The sequence below is a fragment of the Giesbergeria giesbergeri genome, assembly GCF_054779375.1.
Window position 1 is genome coordinate 47,778 of the sequence record NZ_BAAGYJ010000006.1, and the last position, 15,381, is coordinate 63,158.

The window sequence follows — 15,381 nt, forward strand, 5'->3', positions numbered from 1 at the left end:
GCCGTTGGTGCCCATCCGCCTTTCTGTGCTGCGCAGGTGCTGGCTGATCCGCTGCGTGCTGGTCGTGTGGCTGGCCATAGTAGGGGGGGCTGTGGCCTCGCCCCTGTTGCGTCCGGTGGGGCTGGAGCAGGTTTGCTCTGCAATGGGGCCAGCCCGCTGGGTGGGATATCAGGATGGACTGCTGGTGGGTGCGGTAGACCACCTGCTCGATTGCCCCTTGTGCATGGGCACGGCTGCTCCACCCACAGGCGCTTCTGTACCAAGTGCCCCCAGACAAGAGACAGAGAACAGACAGGTGCTGATGGACGCTGCGCCTTGGGTGTGGCGGGCAGCGGCGGCGTTGCCTGCCCGTGGGCCGCCCACGACAGCACTGGGCACCGCAGCGTTTGTGATGCGGGTGCTACAGACCCTGTAGTTTGTTGGAGGGCACCCAGCCGGGTTGCCTGTGGATTGGTTTTTTGAGAGGTGCTACATGCGGTGGCACCGGAGTATCTATATGTTGTTGCAACGCTTTGTTTCCCCTTTATTCCTGACCGCTGTGCTGTGTGCTGGTGTGGTTCATGCCCAGACGGTTGCTCCTGTGGTGGCAGAAAATGCGTGGGTGCGTGCCAGTGTCGTGGGCCAAAAGGCTACGGGTGCTTTCATGCGCTTGACGGCGAGCAGTGCCGCCCGTTTAGTGCGGGCAGAGTCTCCTGTAGCCGGTGTGACCGAGATCCATGAAATGAAGATGGATGGTGATGTGATGAGAATGCGGGCAGTGGCTGGTTTGAACCTGCCAGCAGGCACCGTGGTAGAGCTCAAGCCGGGCGGATACCACGTCATGTTGATGGATTTGAAGGCTCCCTTGGCCCAAGGCACACAGGTGCCTTTGACGCTGGTGTTCCAAGATGCCCAAGGGGCACAGTCACAGTTGTCTTTGCAGTTGCCAGTCAGTGCCAAGATGCCAAGCAATGCCCCAGTGCATGGGACAGCCCACCACCACTAAAAAAGTAGACTGTATCGCTCTGTGGCTTGTCACTGCCTTGGGTTAAGCTGTAGGCATCTTTTGATCACCCAGCGGAGCGGCCATGAGCGATACATCCTCTTTCGGTTTTGGCAATTTTTTGCCAGGCTTTGACTTTTTGCAAAACCTGACCCAGGGGGCGGCCAGCAGTTTGCCGCAGATGCCCAATATGTCGAGTTGGATAGCACCCACCATCAGCGTAGAGGAGTTGGAAAAACGCATTACCGAGCTGAAGGCCGTGCAGTTTTGGTTAGAGCAAAACTCCCGCGCACTGACGGCCACCATCCAAGCCCTCGAAGTGCAGAAAATGACGCTCGCCACGCTCAAGGGAATGAATTTCAGCATGGCGGACATGGCCAACGCCTTCACTATCAAAAAGACGGATGCCAGTGCCAGCCCTGCGCAGGCTGCTGCTCCGGCAGCACCACCGGACGCTGCCAGTGAAACGGCCAGTACCGCGTCTGCCGAAGCAGCTCCCAGTGTGGTAGACCCCATGCAATGGTGGGGGGCATTGACTCAGCAGTTTCAGCAAATTGCTGCAACGGCCATGACCGAAGCGACCAAGGCGGGAGCCACCGATCTGGCGGCAGAAGCCTTCAAGACGGCTACCGATATGGCGGCCAAGAGTGTGCAAACGGTCAAGGAGGCCACCCTGCAGGCAGCCACAGTGGCCAGTGCAGCGGCACAACAGGCCAGTCAGGCGGCAGCACCTGTCAAGAAGGCCACAGCACGCAAGGCGGCACCCACACAGAGCACACCGGGCGCAGAAGATGCTCCGGCTGAGTCCGATACAGAGCCGCGCAAAGCGGCGGTGCGCCGTACCAAGGCGGCCCGTTGATCGTCTTTGCTGGTTGGATCGGCCTGTTATGAAACGCTGTCCCACAGGCCATGCGACACATCCCCAGTGGCGTATGGCTGCTGCGTTGGCGCTGGCCCAATTGCGGGCGCACATGGCCCTGCCTGGTTATGCTGATACGCCCAATTTGGGGCTGCTCTACATCACGGATCACTATGCCAGCGAGGCGCAGGGCATACTGGATTTTTTCAGTGCCGAGTTGCCTACCGTCACCGATTGGAGTGGCATGGTCGGTATCGGTGTTTGTGCCAGTGGGGCAGAGTATTTTGATGAGCCTGCGCTGTCGGTGATGTTGCTGGAGCTGCCAGTGGACCAATACCGTGTGTTTTCGGGGGTAGCGCCACTGCCCCGCACTGGACACAGTGGTTTTACGGCGCGCACAGCACTGGTACATGCCGATGGCCGTACCCCTGATTTGCCAGGCTTGATTGCTGAGATTGCCGAGCGCACAGACAGTGGCGCTGTCTTTGGTGGTTTGGTAGCCAGCCGTGGTCGCAGTGTGCAGTTTGCTGTCAGTAGCAGTGGCACGGTAGCGGGTCAGGGTGCTGCCAGTGGTGTGTTTGACGGGGGGCTTTCTGGCGTAGCTTGGGGGGCGGAACTGGGGCTGGTGTCGCGTGTCACCCAGGGTTGCCAACCCGTGGGGCCGCGTTACCAGATCACGGCTGCACAAGACAATGTGGTGCTGGCGCTGGATGACGAACCAGCCCTAGACGTTTTGCTGCGCACATTGGGCGTGTCACTCCAGGCCGATCCGCACCAAGCGGTTGAAAAGGTGCGGGGCATCTTGGCCGGTCTGATGGATATGCCCAACAGCCACTCCATGCCTACCGTGCAGCACCCCGGTCATTTAGGCGCAGAGGTGCGGGTGCGCCACATCGTGGGGCTTGATGGCACTCGACGGGGTATTGCCTTGGCCGATCATGTGCATCCGGGTATGGGCTTACAGTTTTGCCAGCGCAGCCCTGCGGCAGCACGGGCAGATTTGGTGCGTATCTGTGCGGAAGTGCGCGAAGAGCTGACGCCAGACATGCTGGAAGTAGCTCCTGCCCATACGGTGCCATCGCCCGTGCTACCCAAGCACATCACTGGGGCTATTTATGTGAGCTGTTCGGGGCGTGGTGGCAGCCATTTTGGTGCGCCAGGTGCTGAGCTGCAATGGGTGCGCCATGCCTTGGGCGATGTGCCTTTGGTCGGGGTTTTTGCGGGCGGTGAGATTGCAGGCCACCATCTGTATGGCTATACCGCTGTGCTGACGGTGTTGACGGCACCAGAGATAGACGAGGACTGAAGAGCCCCACACAGTAAAGGCGCCACGAAGGCGCCTTGGTGATGGCATGAAACCGGGGGCTGCTGGTGGTCAGGCCGGTCTCGGTGCTGGCATCAGGCCTGTTCGGCGGCCTTCTTTTGCAGGATCACATACAGTTGATCCTTGAGGTGGAGTTTTTCTTTCTTCAGGTTTTCGATTTCAACATCGGTGCCAGGAATGGTGCGGGCTTCCATGGCCTTGATCTTGTGATCCAGGTCGTTGTGTTCGTCAAACAGGCGAGTGAAGTGGTGGTCAACATGCTTGAGTTGGGTGATCAGCTCGCGGTACTCGGGAAACATGGGTAATCCTTGTAAAGGGGGAGTTCGGGGCGCCGGACATCGACGCGCCACTGTTTGCAACTATACCCACCCTTGAACCAGACCCCAAGAACCCGAGTGCCGCACGGGCCTTGCAATGGGCCGCAAGTCAGCGGCGCATGGCTGCCAAAGCTGCAAATTCCCAACGGCGTGCGGCCAGCAACAGGGTGTAGCCTTCGCGTTGATTTTCAGGCAGTTTCTGGTCGGCCAGGTGTTGTTGGGCAAAGTCTTGCGCCACCCGTTGTAGGCGCTCCATGAAGGCGGGAGCCAAAGCTTGGCTGATGCTGCCATGCACCAGCAGCAGCCCCTCGCCGGGGCCGTCAAAACTGCCACCAAAATAGTCCAGCAGTGCATGCTCCCGAAAATACTGCATCACGGGCCCGTGGGGCCGCCAGCGGAAGGTTTTGGCGAGCTTGAGGCGATAGCGGTTCAGCGGTCGCAATTCGATGATGCCAATGCGGTCTAGTTGGGCCAGTGCCGCAATGGCCTGCGCCTGCGTCACGCGGTAGCTGTGGGTGATTTGTTCTAGTGTCCATTGGCTGAGCACGCAAATGGCAACCAACAGCAGCACTCGGTCGGCCACTACCGCTTGCTCTTGGGCGTGGCTGAGTTGGGCCAGCAGGGGCTGGGCCTCCAGCACACGCCGAGCCAAATCGGCAAAATCCAGTTTGAGTACGCGGCAGATGGCATCCATGCGTGACAGGGGCATGTCGCCTTTGGCCAACATCCGTTTCACGCTGGATTCGGCCATGCCCAGTGCCTGGGCTACATCGGCATAGGTCAGCCCGGCAGCCTTGAGTTCTTGCTTGAGGGCGATGACGAGGTCGGCAGTGGTGCTCATCGAATGCTCCGAGAAACCTCGGCATTTATGCCGGGAAGGAAAGGAGCGCAGCCGAGAGGCTGCACTGGGTTGAAAAAACGGGCTACCATGCCCGGATGAGCACCAAGGTGTACCGTTACCGCGTCAAGTCTTTGAACGGCTTGCTGAACCAGCAGGCGCGGGCGGTGAACTTTGTCTGGAACTTCTGCAACGACACGCAAAAGCGCGCCTTGAAGTGGCGCAAGCCTTGGCCTACCGGCTTTGACTTGAATAAGCTCACGACCGGCAGCAGTAAAGAGCTGGGCATCCACTCGGGCACAGTGAATGCAGTGTGTGAGCAATACGCCAAGTCGCGCAAGCAGTTCAAGCGCCCCTATCTGCGCTACCGTGGCAAACGCACGCTGGGCTGGGTTCCACGCAAAGGCCGGGAGTTGAAGCGCGAGGGCAATGCCTTTCGTTTTGCCGGTAACACTTTCCGCGTCTTTGATTCGCGCCCATTGCCTGAAGGCAAGATAAAGGATGGCACCTGCTTTGCTCAAGATCGGCGTGGTAACTGGTTCCTCAACATCGCGGTCGAAATGCCAGACGCACCCACCCGGCAGCCTTTGCGCGGTGTCGGGATTGACTTGGGCTTGAAAGAGTTGGCTACCCTGTCCACCGGCGAGAAAATCGAGCACCCGCGTTACCTTCGCCAATGGGAAGCCAAGCTGGCCCAAGCGCAGCGGGCGCACAAAAAATGCCAAGTGACCAACATCCATGCCAAGATGGCCAATTGCCGTATGGACTTTCTGCACAAGGCTAGCACGGACATCGTGCGCCGCTTTGATTACATCGCTGTGGGTAACGTCAGCAGCGGCAAACTGGCTAAGACCAAGATGGCCAAAAGCGTGTATGACGCATCTTGGCATTCCTTCAAAACCATGCTGGCGTACAAGTCGGTGGCGAATGGCGCGTGGTATGAAGAAGTGAATGAAGCGTTTTCTTCCCAAGTCTGTTCGCATTGCGGCGCACTGCCCGATTCGAGGCCGAAAGGTATCGCAGACCTTGGAATAAGGCACTGGGTTTGTTCGGAGTGTGGTGGTGCGCATGACCGTGATGTAAATGCCGCCAAAAATATTCTGAATAAATCCAGTGCCCGCTCGGGACATCGAGCGCCTGTAGAGGGAATCGCCGTCCTTTAGGGCGGCGAGGATGTCAAAGATACTGCCAGTATCGCCAGATGCGTCTGGTGCAGGGTTTTGTGCTTTGTTGTAGCGGCAGGTGGGCACAATCTGCAACACGCCTTCCCGCCATCCTCTTACGAGCCTGCCATGCCCCACTCCGAGCACCCGAACCAGTTTGCCCTGCTGCGCCAGCGCCGCTTTGCACCGTTTTTCTGGACGCAGTTTGCTGGGGCGGCCAACGACAACCTGTTCAAATTTGCTTTTACGGTGCTGGTGACTTACCAGCTGCAAGTGGCATGGCTGTCGCCCACATTGGCTGGGTTGGTGATTGGGGCGTTGTTTATTTTGCCGTTTTTGCTGTTTTCGGCCACAGCAGGCCAGCTTACCGACAAGTTTGAAAAGACGCGCATCATCCGCTTTGTCAAAAGCCTAGAGATTGCCATCATGCTGCTGGCTGGGGCGGGTTTTATGCTGGGCAGTGTCGGGGTGCTGCTGCTGTGTACTTTTTTGATGGGGGTGCATTCCACCCTGTTTGGCCCGGTCAAGTTTGCTTATTTACCCCAAGCACTCAACGAGCGCGAACTCACCGGTGGTAACGGCATGATTGAGATGGGCACTTTTGTGGCTATTTTGTTGGGCAATGTGGCCGGTGGTTTGTTGGTGGCCCTGCCCAATATAGGCCCGACCATGGTGGCCTTGGCCTGCTTGGGGTTGGCCTTGGCCGGGCGGGTGCTGGCGCAGTTTATTCCGGCAGCTCCGGCCACCGATCCCCATCTGCAGATCAACTGGAACCCCATCAGCGAGACTTGGCGTAACCTCAAGCTGGCACATGGCAACATTGTGGTGTTTCGCTCGTTGTTGGGCATTAGCTGGATGTGGTTCTTTGGTGCCGTGTTTTTGGCCCAATTTCCCAGCTTTGCCCGCGATGTGTTGCATGGCGACGCCCATGTGGCCTCCTTGCTGCTGGTGGTGTTTTCGGTGGGCATTGGCACAGGCTCGCTGTTGTGTGAAGTGTTGTCGCGCCGCCATGTAGAGATCGGACTGGTGCCGCTGGGTGCTATTGGCATGACGGTTTTTGCCGTCGATCTGTATGCGGCAGCACACAGCTTGCCCACAGTCGCGCAGATGGGTGTGACCGCCTTTGTGGCCCAGCCTGCCCATTGGCGGGTGATGTTGGATTTGCTGCTGCTGAGTTTGTTTGCCGGGTTGTATAGCGTGCCCATGTATGCGTTGATCCAGATGCGCAGCCAGCCCACGCACCGCGCACGCATCATTGCGGCCAACAATATCCTCAATGCGTTGTTCATGATTGCCAGCTCTGTATTGGCGGGGGCTTTGTTGGGGGCTGGCTGGACGGTGCCCGAGGTGTTTTTGGCTACTGGGTTGGCTAATGCTGTGGTGGCTGGCTATATCTTCTTGTTGGTGCCTGAATACCTGTTGCGCTTTATTGCCTGGGTGTTGTCGCGTTTGGTGTATCACTTCAAGGTCAAGGGCGATGAGCATCTGCCTACCAGTGGTGCCGCCATATTGGTGTGCAACCATGCGGGGTTTGTGGATCGGGTCTTGCTGATGGCGGCCAGCCCCCGGCCTATTTGTTTTGTGGTGGAGCCTGCTTTGTTGCATCAACCTTGGGGTGGTTGGCTGTTGCGTTTGTCCAAAGCCATTGCCTGGGCGTCTGGGCCAAACGATGCACTGGCACGCCAGCAAGCGCAGGCTACAGCGTTGCAGGTGCTGCGCGAAGGTGATTTATTGGCCGTGACCTCAGAGCAAGACAGCCTGCAATTGCTGGCGCAAGCCCACGCAGCAGGCATTGCCGTGTCTTGTGTACCTTTGGCCCTGCACCAACCTGCCCATGCGGCTTGGGGGCGGGTGCAGTTGCAGGTGGGGGCCGCCTTGGCCCCCACAGATTGCACTCCGCAGGGGCTGCGCCAGCGTCTGGATGCTCTGCGCCCCTGAGCTGGTGTGGTGCCGAGGAGGCCATTACGCCAGGTCTGCTGGGCTGAGGCAACAGCAGTTGCGCCCTTGGGCCTTGGCGCGGTAGAGGGCGGCATCGGCAGCGCGCAATAGATGTTCGGGGTGGGTGCCGATACGGGGGATGCCTGCGGCCAGACCGACACTGACAGTCACTACTGGCCCCAGAGGGGAGTCGGCGTGTGCAATGGCTGCGGCTTGCACGGCCACACGGATGCGTTCGGCGCTGGCATAGGCATCGGCAATATCTGCACCGGGCAGCACCAACACAAACTCCTCGCCACCATAGCGGGCTACCAGTTCGCCAGCCCGGTGGATGCCTCCAGACAGAATGTGCGCTACTTGTTGTAAACAGACATCGCCCGCCTGATGACCATCGTGGTCGTTGTATCGCTTGAAAAAGTCTACATCCAGCATGATGACTGCCAGTGGCGTGCCTTGTCGGGTGGCACGCTGCCATTCGGTTTGCCAGACTTCGTCAAACTTGCGTCGGTTGGCCAATCCGGTCAGGCTGTCGGTGGTGCTCAGGGTGGCTAGCTGGTGGTTGGCCGCTTCTAGTTCGGCAGTGCGTTTGCGCACACTGTCTTCCAGCATGGCATTGGCCGCTTGGATTTCTTGGCCCAGACGTTCGCGTTCGCGCAGTTCTTCGCGCAAGCGGCGCGAGAATACAACACTCACGCCAATCAGCAACAGCACTGCCCCCACACGCAACCCCAGGGCGGCGGTGCGGGCCTTGGCAAAACGCTGGGCCTGTGCGCCCAGCTCTGCCGTGAGGGCGCCAACGGCGGTTTCACTGTTGATCTCGTAGAGCTTTTTGGTGAGCAGATAGTCGTCATCAAACAACAAGCGCCGCGCCTGCAACCATTGTTCTTGTCGCATGGCCGCAATGGCATGGGCTTCAATGGTGCGCAATTTGTCATGGTCTGCCTGTACCACCGTGATCTCGTCAGACAGGCCCAAAGTGGCTGTCAGCTGTTTGACCGATTGCAGTGTGCTGTCCAGATCCGTTCCTACCCGGTCATAGGTGCTGGCACGCAAAGTGTTTTCTTCTAGCACTGCCGTGCTCAACATGCCGTTGAGTTCTTGCTGTAGGCGTGCCATGCGCTCCAGTTGGGTATGTACGGTCAGATGGCGTTCGTGCATCTGCTCGTTGTGTATGTCTACATACCAGCCAATGGCCGTGGTCAGAACCAAGATGGCAATGGCAATATAGATGCTGCCCAGAAGCTTCATGACGGCGGCGGATTACTCAAGCACCTTGTCCGCCTTTTTTAGCAGCGCGGGGGCTAGTTCCACGCCTTGCGCTTTGGCCGCGCGCAGGTTGATGGCCAGACTGAATTTTTCTACCGGCCCCCAAGGAATATTGCCAACGGCGGCTCCCTTGAGTACCAGTGCGGCCTTTTTACCTGCAGCGTAGCCCACCAAAAAGTAATCTAGTCCGTAGGCTGCCACAGCACCACGCGCAACGCTGTCTACATCGCCAGCAAACAGGGGTATTCGGTGTCGGTTGGCCACGGCCACCAGTGCTTCCAGATTGGCGACGGTGGTGTTGTCGGAGGTGATGGTAAAAGCCTGCACTTTGCCCACCAACGAAGTGGCTGCTGGGCCGACCTCGTTGCTGTGGCGGATGGGTACTTCGATCAGCTCCAGCCCTAGCTGTTGCGCCGCTGCCCGCATGGCCTTGGTATGGGTGATGGAGTTGACTTCGGCGGGGTTATAAATGGTGCCCCACTGTTTGGCCTGCGGCGCCATCTTGGCGTAGGTCTCCATTTGCAACACCACAGGCCATAAATCACTGACGCCGGTCACATTGGTCTGTGTGGTCTGGCCGCGCTCACTGCGCTGGGGCACGATGCCTGCACCCAGTGGGTCGGTAATGGAAGAAAAAATAATCGGAATGCTGCGTGTGGCCTGCACTACGGCCTGTGTGGTGGGCGTGGCAATGCTGTGGATCAGGTCGACTTGCTCGCGCACCAAGGTTTGGGCAATGGCATGGGCTTGTTCTAGACTCCCTTGGGCATTGTGGCGCAGATAGCGAAGGTTGGTCCCTTCTTTAAAGCCCGCACTGAGCAGTGCGGCCTCAAAGCCTTTTTGGTCGGCATCCAGTGCTGCATGGGAGACGATTTGTGTAACCCCAATACGGATGATCCGGTGGTGGCCCTGCGCTAGGGCGTTGCCTGCCCAACCCAGAGCACTGGCAGCCAATGCGCAGCCGGTTTGCAATAACTGGCGTTTGCTCGGGCAATCGAGGCGATGGTGCATGGTGATCCCATAGTGAAGAACGGTTTTTGTTCTGAAACTCTAAAAATGGACAACCCGTAGAGCTTGCAAATGCTTGCATCAAGATAAGATGAAACAAATAGTAGCTGGAATCGTATAGGTTTTTACTAATATGCCGATAGGGGTTCTTCCTGCATGGCCTCGATTTGCTCGTGCAACATGTCTACTTGGCCGCGCCAATAGTCGCTGCTGCCAAACCACGGGAAGTTGATCGGAAAAATGGGGTCTTGCCAACGCCGGGCCAGCCAGGCGCTGTAGTGAATGAGGCGCAGTGTGCGCAGGGGCTCTATCAAGGCCAGTTCGCGCCGATCAAATGGGCGCAGTTGTTCGTAGCCCTCTAGCAAGGCACTGAGTTGCCCGGTGCGCTGGCGCCGGTCGCCCGAGAGCAGCATCCACAAGTCCTGAATGGCTGGCCCCATGCGTGCATCGTCCAGATCAACAAAGTGTGGGCCACCGCGCCCGTATTCGTCCAGTGGTGTCCAGAGAATGTTGCCGGGGTGGCAGTCGCCATGCAGGCGCAAGGCGGTGGCATGGGGCAGGCCGCCGTGGGGGCCACCAGTGGCAGCGATCAAGGCCAGTGCTTGTTCGCAAGCATCGCGCCAAGCAGATTGCACGTCCAGTGGAATGATGGCTTGCGCCAGCAGCCAGTCGCGTGCCTCGCTGCCAAAGCTGGTGGCATCGAGTGCTGGGCGGGCGACAAAAGGCTGGGCTGCCCCCACGTTGTGGATGCGGGCCAGAAAGCGGCCCAGCCATTCCAGCACTTCCCAATCGTCCAGCTCAGGCTGGCGGCCACCACGCCAAGGACTGACCGAAAAGGCAAACCCGCCATGTTGGTGCAATGTCTGGCCTTGCAACACCAGTGGAGCCACGGCAGGCACCTCGGCCTCTTGCAGTTCGGCGGCAAAAGCGTGTTCTTCCAGAATTTGTGTCTGGCTCCAGCGTTCGGGGCGATAGAACTTAGCCACCACACGGCTGCTGTCCTCTAGCGTTACTTGGTAGACGCGGTTTTCGTAGGATGACAACGCCATCAAACGCCCATCACCATACAGGCCAACGCCAGCCAGTGCATCCAGCACCACATCGGGCGTGAGGGAAGAAAAAGGGTGGTGTGCAGCCCTAGGGGCAGTGGAGGCGTTCATGCAGCCATTGTCGCGTGCCCTTGGCAATAAAAAAAGCCGGAAATATACCGTGGTGGTACATGCCGGCTTGATGGCGCCAACAGGGCATGGCCCTGTTGGCTGGTGGGGGTGTTGCTCAGTACTTGTATACGCCTTGGCCCGTCTTGCGGCCCAAGCGGCCAGCGGCCACCATTTCCTTGAGCAGTGGGGCAGGACGGTATTTGCTGTCGCCAAAGCCGTCTAGGAACACTTCCATGATAGCCAGACAGACATCCAGACCAATCAGATCGGCCAGCGCCAGTGGGCCCATGGGCTGCCCGCAACCCAGCTTCATGCCTGCATCGATGTCTTCGGCGGTGGCTAAGCCTTCGGCCAACACAAAGAAGGCTTCGTTGATCATGGGCACCAGAATCCGGTTGACCACAAAGCCGGGGTTGTTCTTGACGGTGATGGGCGTCTTGCCCAATGCCTTGGCCAGTGCCTGCACGGCATCGTGGGTTGCATCGCTGGTTTGCAGACCTCGAATCACCTCTACCAGCGCCATCATGGGCACGGGGTTGAAGAAGTGCATGCCCACAAACTTGTCGGGGCGGCCTGTGGTGGCGGCCAACTCGGTGATGGAGATAGACGAGGTGTTGGTAGCGATGATGACTTCAGGATCGACCAGCGCATCAACCTGCTTGAGAATCTTCACCTTGATGTCGTGGTTTTCGGTGGCGGCTTCAATCACCAGTTGTGCGGCCTTCAGGTCGTCGTAGCTGGTACTGGTTTTGATGCGGGCCAAGATGGCATCTTTGTCGGCGGCGCTGATCTTTTCTTTCTTGACCAGGCGATCCAAGCTGCCTGCAACAGTGGCCAACCCTTTTTGTACGGCGGCGTCAGAGATGTCTACCAGGATGGCGTTGATACCCGCAACTGCGCAGGCTTGCGCAATGCCGTTGCCCATGGTTCCGGCGCCGATGATGCCGACAGTGGTGATGGTCATATACAAAATCCTCTTTAAAGTAGAACAAAGGCCACACAAAAGCTGCCCGTGGGAGTAGCCCCACGATGCGCAGTGACACAGCATAACCAAGTTCATTGACAGCATCGCGATTTTGGAGGCGCATATCGGCCCGTCTTTGCTGGTGGGCTGGTGTGTGCCGTCTGGATTACAGTTTGGCGTTGCGTGGGCCGCTGGCCCTGTTCTTCTGGTTTGATCTGTATTTTTTTGAAAGCACTCCATGACCACCCTTGGCACTCCCTTGTCTCCCCATGCCACCAAAGTGATGCTGCTCGGTTCGGGCGAGTTGGGCAAGGAGGTGCTGATTGCCTTGCAGCGCCTGGGTGTAGAAACCATCGCCGTAGACCGTTATGACCATGCTCCTGGTCAGCAGGTTGCCCACCATGCGCGCACCATCGCCATGAGCGACCCAGCACAATTGCAAGCCTTGATCGAGGCCGAAAAGCCCCACTGGGTCGTGCCTGAGATTGAGGCCATTGCCACCCCGATGCTGGAGCAGTTGGAGGCAGCCGGTGTGGTGCGTGTGATTCCTACCGCCCGTGCTGCGCGCCTAACGATGGATCGTGAAGGCATTCGCCGCTTGGCAGCCGAAACCCTGGGCCTGCCCACCAGCCCCTATCGGTTTTGCGATTCCTTGCAAGCGTTGCAAGCCGCCATTGATGGCGGCATTGGCTACCCCTGTATCGTTAAACCGGTCATGAGCAGCTCGGGCAAGGGCCAAAGCAAAATAGATGGCCCACAAGATGTGCAAAAGGCGTGGGATGTGGCGATGGCCGGTGGCCGGGTCAGCCACGGACGGGTGATTGTGGAGGGCTTTATTGATTTTGATTATGAAATCACCCAGCTCACAGTGCGCGCCTTGGATGCTGAGGGCCAAGTAGCCACCCATTTTTGTGATCCGATTGGCCATGTGCAGGTTGGCGGCGATTATGTTGAAAGCTGGCAGCCCCACCCCATGCACCCGGTGGCGTTAGAAAAATCCCGCCATATTGCCAAGACCGTGACCGACAACCTGGGCGGCCAAGGGCTGTTTGGCGTCGAGTTGTTTGTGAAGGGGGAGCAAGTGTGGTTTAGCGAGGTCAGCCCCCGTCCACATGACACGGGCCTTGTCACCCTGTGTACCCAGCACCAGAGTGAGTTTGAACTGCATGCCCGTGCCATTTTGGGTTTGCCGGTAGATACCAGCCTGCGCAACCCCGGTGCCAGCGCCGTGATTTATGGTGGCATGGAGGCCACTGGCATGGTGTTTGACGGTGTAGACGACGCATTGCGCGTGCCAGATACCGATTTGCGCCTGTTTGGCAAGCCGGAGAGCTTTGCCAAGCGCCGCATGGGGGTGGCGCTGGCCCGTGCTACTGATGTAGACGTGGCTCGCCAAAATGCCAAGTTGGCTGCCAGCAAGGTGCGTCCACGCCGGGTCTGAGTGGGTGGTTAGGCGCCATCGGCGTGTGCATGTGCCGTGGCGAGCTTGAAGACGGACACGGTTCTGACCAGATCTGCGGCTTGCTGGCGCAGGCTGTTGGCGGCAGAGGCCATCTCTTCCACCAGTGCGGCATTTTGTTGGGTGGTCTGGTCCATGTGAACGATGGCTTCTCCCACCTGTTGCACGCCTGCACTTTGTTCATGGCTGGCGTTGCTGATCTCATGCATCAGTGAGGCAACCTTCTGAATCTCTGCAATCGCCGATTGCATGCTGTGGCCTGCCTTTTCTACCAGTACGCCCCCGTGCTGGATTTGCTCCACGCTGTTGCTAATGAGCTCTTTGATTTCTTGGGCGGCTTGGGCCGAGCGGCCTGCCAATGCCCGCACTTCACTGGCTACCACGGCAAAGCCCCGGCCATGCTCTCCGGCGCGGGCAGCTTCTACTGCTGCATTGAGGGCCAAGATATTGGTTTGGAAGGCAATGCCATCAATCACCGTGATGATTTCTGCAATACGGTGGCTACTGGCCTCAATGCCCTTCATGGTTTGTACCACCTGCTCCACCACTTGACCACTGTCAATCACCACTTGGCTGGCATCTTGGGCCAGATGGTTGGCTGTTTCCGAATGATCGGCGTTGGTTTTGACGGTGCTGCCCAACTCTTCCATAGAGGCGGCTGTTTGCTCTAAGGCACTGGCCTGGCTGGCTGTGCGTTGGCTTAAGTTTTGGTTGCCTTGCGCAATTTCGGCGCTGGCCAGAGCGACGCTCTCGGAGCCGGTGCGCACTGTGGTGACCACACGGGTCAAGCCTTCGCCAATGCTGTTCATGGCGTGCAGCAAATCGCCGATTTCGTCGTGCCGTGATTCTGTCAGATGCCCGGACAAATCGCCCGAGGCCAAGGTGGCGGCTACTGTGCAGGCTTGTTGGATGGGTTGCACAATCATGCGCCGGATAAACACAAACCAGGCGGCTGCTAATAAACCCACTGCCAACAGTCCCAACATGGCAAACCAGAAAATCAGTCGATGTGCTTGCGCTGTGTACTCTTCTACATAGGTGCTGGCAGCAATCACCCAGTCCCAGCTGGGGTGGTGGGCATAGGCAATCAGTTTTTTTCTGGGGGTGGTTTCGTCAGAGCCTTGGTTCATCCAACGGTAATGCAGGGTGCCGTTCTTTTTCTCCAGCATTTCGCGAATAAAGAACTGCCCATCTGCATCTTGGGTGTCTAGCAGGTTTTTGCCTTCTAGCACTGGATGCACTACCAGTGTGCCCATGTTGTTGCCAGGCTTAGAATCTAAGATGTAATAGTAACCAGATTGGCCGACCTTCAATTTCTTGATGGATTCTTTCATGTTGGCAAAGAATTCTGAGAAATCCAAGCCAATAAAAAGAATACCCAGCACATTGCCTTGGGCATCTTTGATGGGGTCGTAGCGGGTCATATAGCGCCGCCCAAACAAGGTGGCAATACCCATGTAAGCTTGGCCACTTTGCACTTTGGGGTAGCCAGGATGGGCTTTGTCGAGCAGGGTGCCTACAGCACGTTCGCCTTTGTCATCTTTGAGGGAAGTGGTGACGCGCACAAAATCATGCCCGTCTTTGACAAACACCGTGGCGATGGCCCCTGTGCTTTGTGTGAAGTGATCTACTACCTGATAATTAAGATTGATGGGGGTGCCATTGACCCCAAGCACCGGAACTTGCCGATCTTTGATGGGCATTTTCTCGGCAGAAATTTCAAAATTGCCAGAAAAATTACGAGAAAAGCTTTGGGCTAAAAATTCTGCGCGTCGGTACAGATCTGTATCACTGGCTTCCAAAAAGCTCACCATCATGTGAATATGCTGGGCCAGTTCGTCTTCGGCTCGCTGCTCAATGTTTTTTGAAACAAAAAAACCAATCAAACCAATCAATGCTGCCAATACAAGGGATACCAAAATGAAGTTGGCAGCGGCCAGTTTTTGGCCTAGACCCAGGGATTGGTATTTGTTGGATAGAAGCGTCATGGGTTTTTTGTCATAGAGAGGATGACAAGGAGCCATCCAGTTCGTACATCGCGTGACTAATTGTAACTTGATCAAAATCAGAGTGACCAATGCCGTCAAATGGATGGATACTGTG

14 protein-coding genes are annotated in these 15,381 nt (G+C 57.7%); 7 read left to right on the forward strand and 7 right to left on the reverse strand.

Annotation, left to right across the window (positions count from 1 at the left end):
• Nucleotides 1-7: 7 nt before the first annotated feature.
• The 4 genes from ACYVB2_RS11065 (at nt 8) to ACYVB2_RS11080 (ending at nt 3,147) form a co-directional block, all read left to right on the forward strand.
• Nucleotides 8-415 carry a hypothetical protein gene (locus tag ACYVB2_RS11065; RefSeq protein ID WP_382432886.1) on the forward strand — a complete coding sequence of 136 codons (408 nt, stop codon included), beginning with the start codon at nt 8-10 and terminating at the stop codon, nt 413-415.
• A gap of 81 nt (nt 416-496) precedes the next feature.
• Nucleotides 497-985, forward strand: coding sequence for a copper chaperone PCu(A)C (locus tag ACYVB2_RS11070; protein WP_382432888.1), 489 nt, complete (start codon nt 497-499; stop codon nt 983-985).
• Nucleotides 986-1,067: 82 nt separating this feature from the next.
• Complete coding sequence (locus tag ACYVB2_RS11075) at nt 1,068-1,841, forward strand: PhaM family polyhydroxyalkanoate granule multifunctional regulatory protein (protein ID WP_382432890.1); 774 nt, start codon at nt 1,068-1,070, stop codon at nt 1,839-1,841.
• Nucleotides 1,842-1,869: 28 nt separating this feature from the next.
• On the forward strand, nt 1,870-3,147 hold the full coding sequence (locus tag ACYVB2_RS11080; RefSeq protein WP_382432892.1) for an FIST signal transduction protein: 1,278 nt from the start codon (nt 1,870-1,872) through the stop codon (nt 3,145-3,147).
• A 92-nt stretch (nt 3,148-3,239) separates the two neighbouring features.
• Here ACYVB2_RS11080 and ACYVB2_RS11085 read toward each other — a convergent pair whose 3' ends face one another.
• Nucleotides 3,240-3,464 carry a YdcH family protein gene (locus tag ACYVB2_RS11085; RefSeq protein WP_382432894.1) on the reverse strand — a complete coding sequence of 75 codons (225 nt, stop codon included), beginning with the start codon at nt 3,462-3,464 and terminating at the stop codon, nt 3,240-3,242.
• Between the two features lie 127 nt (nt 3,465-3,591).
• The gene (locus tag ACYVB2_RS11090; RefSeq protein WP_382432896.1) at nt 3,592-4,323 is read right to left on the reverse strand and encodes a helix-turn-helix domain-containing protein; all 732 of its coding nucleotides are present in this window, start codon (nt 4,321-4,323) and stop codon (nt 3,592-3,594) included.
• A gap of 95 nt (nt 4,324-4,418) precedes the next feature.
• Here ACYVB2_RS11090 and ACYVB2_RS11095 point away from each other — a divergent pair, with 95 nt between their 5' ends.
• The gene (locus ACYVB2_RS11095; protein WP_382432898.1) at nt 4,419-5,483 is read left to right on the forward strand and encodes an RNA-guided endonuclease InsQ/TnpB family protein; all 1,065 of its coding nucleotides are present in this window, start codon (nt 4,419-4,421) and stop codon (nt 5,481-5,483) included.
• 129 nt (nt 5,484-5,612) lie between these two features.
• Nucleotides 5,613-7,421: an MFS transporter gene (locus tag ACYVB2_RS11100; protein WP_382432900.1), complete on the forward strand. Its 1,809-nt coding sequence runs from the start codon at nt 5,613-5,615 to the stop codon at nt 7,419-7,421.
• Nucleotides 7,422-7,445: 24 nt separating this feature from the next.
• Here ACYVB2_RS11100 and ACYVB2_RS11105 read toward each other — a convergent pair whose 3' ends face one another.
• The 4 genes from ACYVB2_RS11105 to ACYVB2_RS11120 all read right to left on the reverse strand — a co-directional run bounded on the left by ACYVB2_RS11105 (nt 7,446) and on the right by ACYVB2_RS11120 (nt 11,819).
• On the reverse strand, nt 7,446-8,669 hold the full coding sequence (locus tag ACYVB2_RS11105) for a GGDEF domain-containing protein (protein ID WP_382432902.1): 1,224 nt from the start codon (nt 8,667-8,669) through the stop codon (nt 7,446-7,448).
• Nucleotides 8,670-8,681: 12 nt separating this feature from the next.
• Complete coding sequence (locus ACYVB2_RS11110) at nt 8,682-9,698, reverse strand: ABC transporter substrate-binding protein (protein ID WP_382432904.1); 1,017 nt, start codon at nt 9,696-9,698, stop codon at nt 8,682-8,684.
• A gap of 125 nt (nt 9,699-9,823) precedes the next feature.
• Entirely contained in the window at nt 9,824-10,855 is a 1,032-nt protein-coding gene (locus ACYVB2_RS11115; protein WP_382432906.1) for a serine/threonine protein kinase, read from the reverse strand.
• A gap of 115 nt (nt 10,856-10,970) precedes the next feature.
• Nucleotides 10,971-11,819, reverse strand: a complete 849-nt coding sequence (locus tag ACYVB2_RS11120; RefSeq protein ID WP_382432908.1) for a 3-hydroxybutyryl-CoA dehydrogenase — start codon at nt 11,817-11,819, stop codon at nt 10,971-10,973.
• 238 nt (nt 11,820-12,057) lie between these two features.
• On the opposite strand from ACYVB2_RS11120, the gene purT reads away from it, so the two are divergent.
• Nucleotides 12,058-13,260, forward strand: a complete 1,203-nt coding sequence (gene purT, locus ACYVB2_RS11125; RefSeq protein ID WP_382432910.1) for a formate-dependent phosphoribosylglycinamide formyltransferase — start codon at nt 12,058-12,060, stop codon at nt 13,258-13,260.
• An 8-nt stretch (nt 13,261-13,268) separates the two neighbouring features.
• Here purT and ACYVB2_RS11130 read toward each other — a convergent pair whose 3' ends face one another.
• The gene (locus ACYVB2_RS11130) at nt 13,269-15,266 is read right to left on the reverse strand and encodes a methyl-accepting chemotaxis protein (protein ID WP_382432912.1); all 1,998 of its coding nucleotides are present in this window, start codon (nt 15,264-15,266) and stop codon (nt 13,269-13,271) included.
• Between the last annotated feature and the right edge of the window lie 115 nt (nt 15,267-15,381).

Excerpts from the sequence above, each read along its gene's own strand:
- ACYVB2_RS11100 (WP_382432900.1), top strand. The coding sequence starts at position 5,613 with ATGCCCCACTCCGAGCACCCGAACCAGTTTGCCCTGCTGCGCCAGCGC.
- ACYVB2_RS11130 (WP_382432912.1), bottom strand. The coding sequence starts at position 15,266 with ATGACGCTTCTATCCAACAAATACCAATCCCTGGGTCTAGGCCAAAAA.
- ACYVB2_RS11110 (WP_382432904.1), bottom strand. The coding sequence starts at position 9,698 with ATGCACCATCGCCTCGATTGCCCGAGCAAACGCCAGTTATTGCAAACC.
- ACYVB2_RS11095 (WP_382432898.1), top strand. The coding sequence starts at position 4,419 with ATGAGCACCAAGGTGTACCGTTACCGCGTCAAGTCTTTGAACGGCTTG.
- ACYVB2_RS11075 (WP_382432890.1), top strand. The coding sequence starts at position 1,068 with ATGAGCGATACATCCTCTTTCGGTTTTGGCAATTTTTTGCCAGGCTTT.
- ACYVB2_RS11105 (WP_382432902.1), bottom strand. The coding sequence starts at position 8,669 with ATGAAGCTTCTGGGCAGCATCTATATTGCCATTGCCATCTTGGTTCTG.
- ACYVB2_RS11120 (WP_382432908.1), bottom strand. The coding sequence starts at position 11,819 with ATGACCATCACCACTGTCGGCATCATCGGCGCCGGAACCATGGGCAAC.
- ACYVB2_RS11085 (WP_382432894.1), bottom strand. The coding sequence starts at position 3,464 with ATGTTTCCCGAGTACCGCGAGCTGATCACCCAACTCAAGCATGTTGAC.
- ACYVB2_RS11070 (WP_382432888.1), top strand. The coding sequence starts at position 497 with ATGTTGTTGCAACGCTTTGTTTCCCCTTTATTCCTGACCGCTGTGCTG.
- ACYVB2_RS11090 (WP_382432896.1), bottom strand. The coding sequence starts at position 4,323 with ATGAGCACCACTGCCGACCTCGTCATCGCCCTCAAGCAAGAACTCAAG.
- purT (WP_382432910.1), top strand. The coding sequence starts at position 12,058 with ATGACCACCCTTGGCACTCCCTTGTCTCCCCATGCCACCAAAGTGATG.
- ACYVB2_RS11115 (WP_382432906.1), bottom strand. The coding sequence starts at position 10,855 with ATGAACGCCTCCACTGCCCCTAGGGCTGCACACCACCCTTTTTCTTCC.
- ACYVB2_RS11080 (WP_382432892.1), top strand. The coding sequence starts at position 1,870 with ATGAAACGCTGTCCCACAGGCCATGCGACACATCCCCAGTGGCGTATG.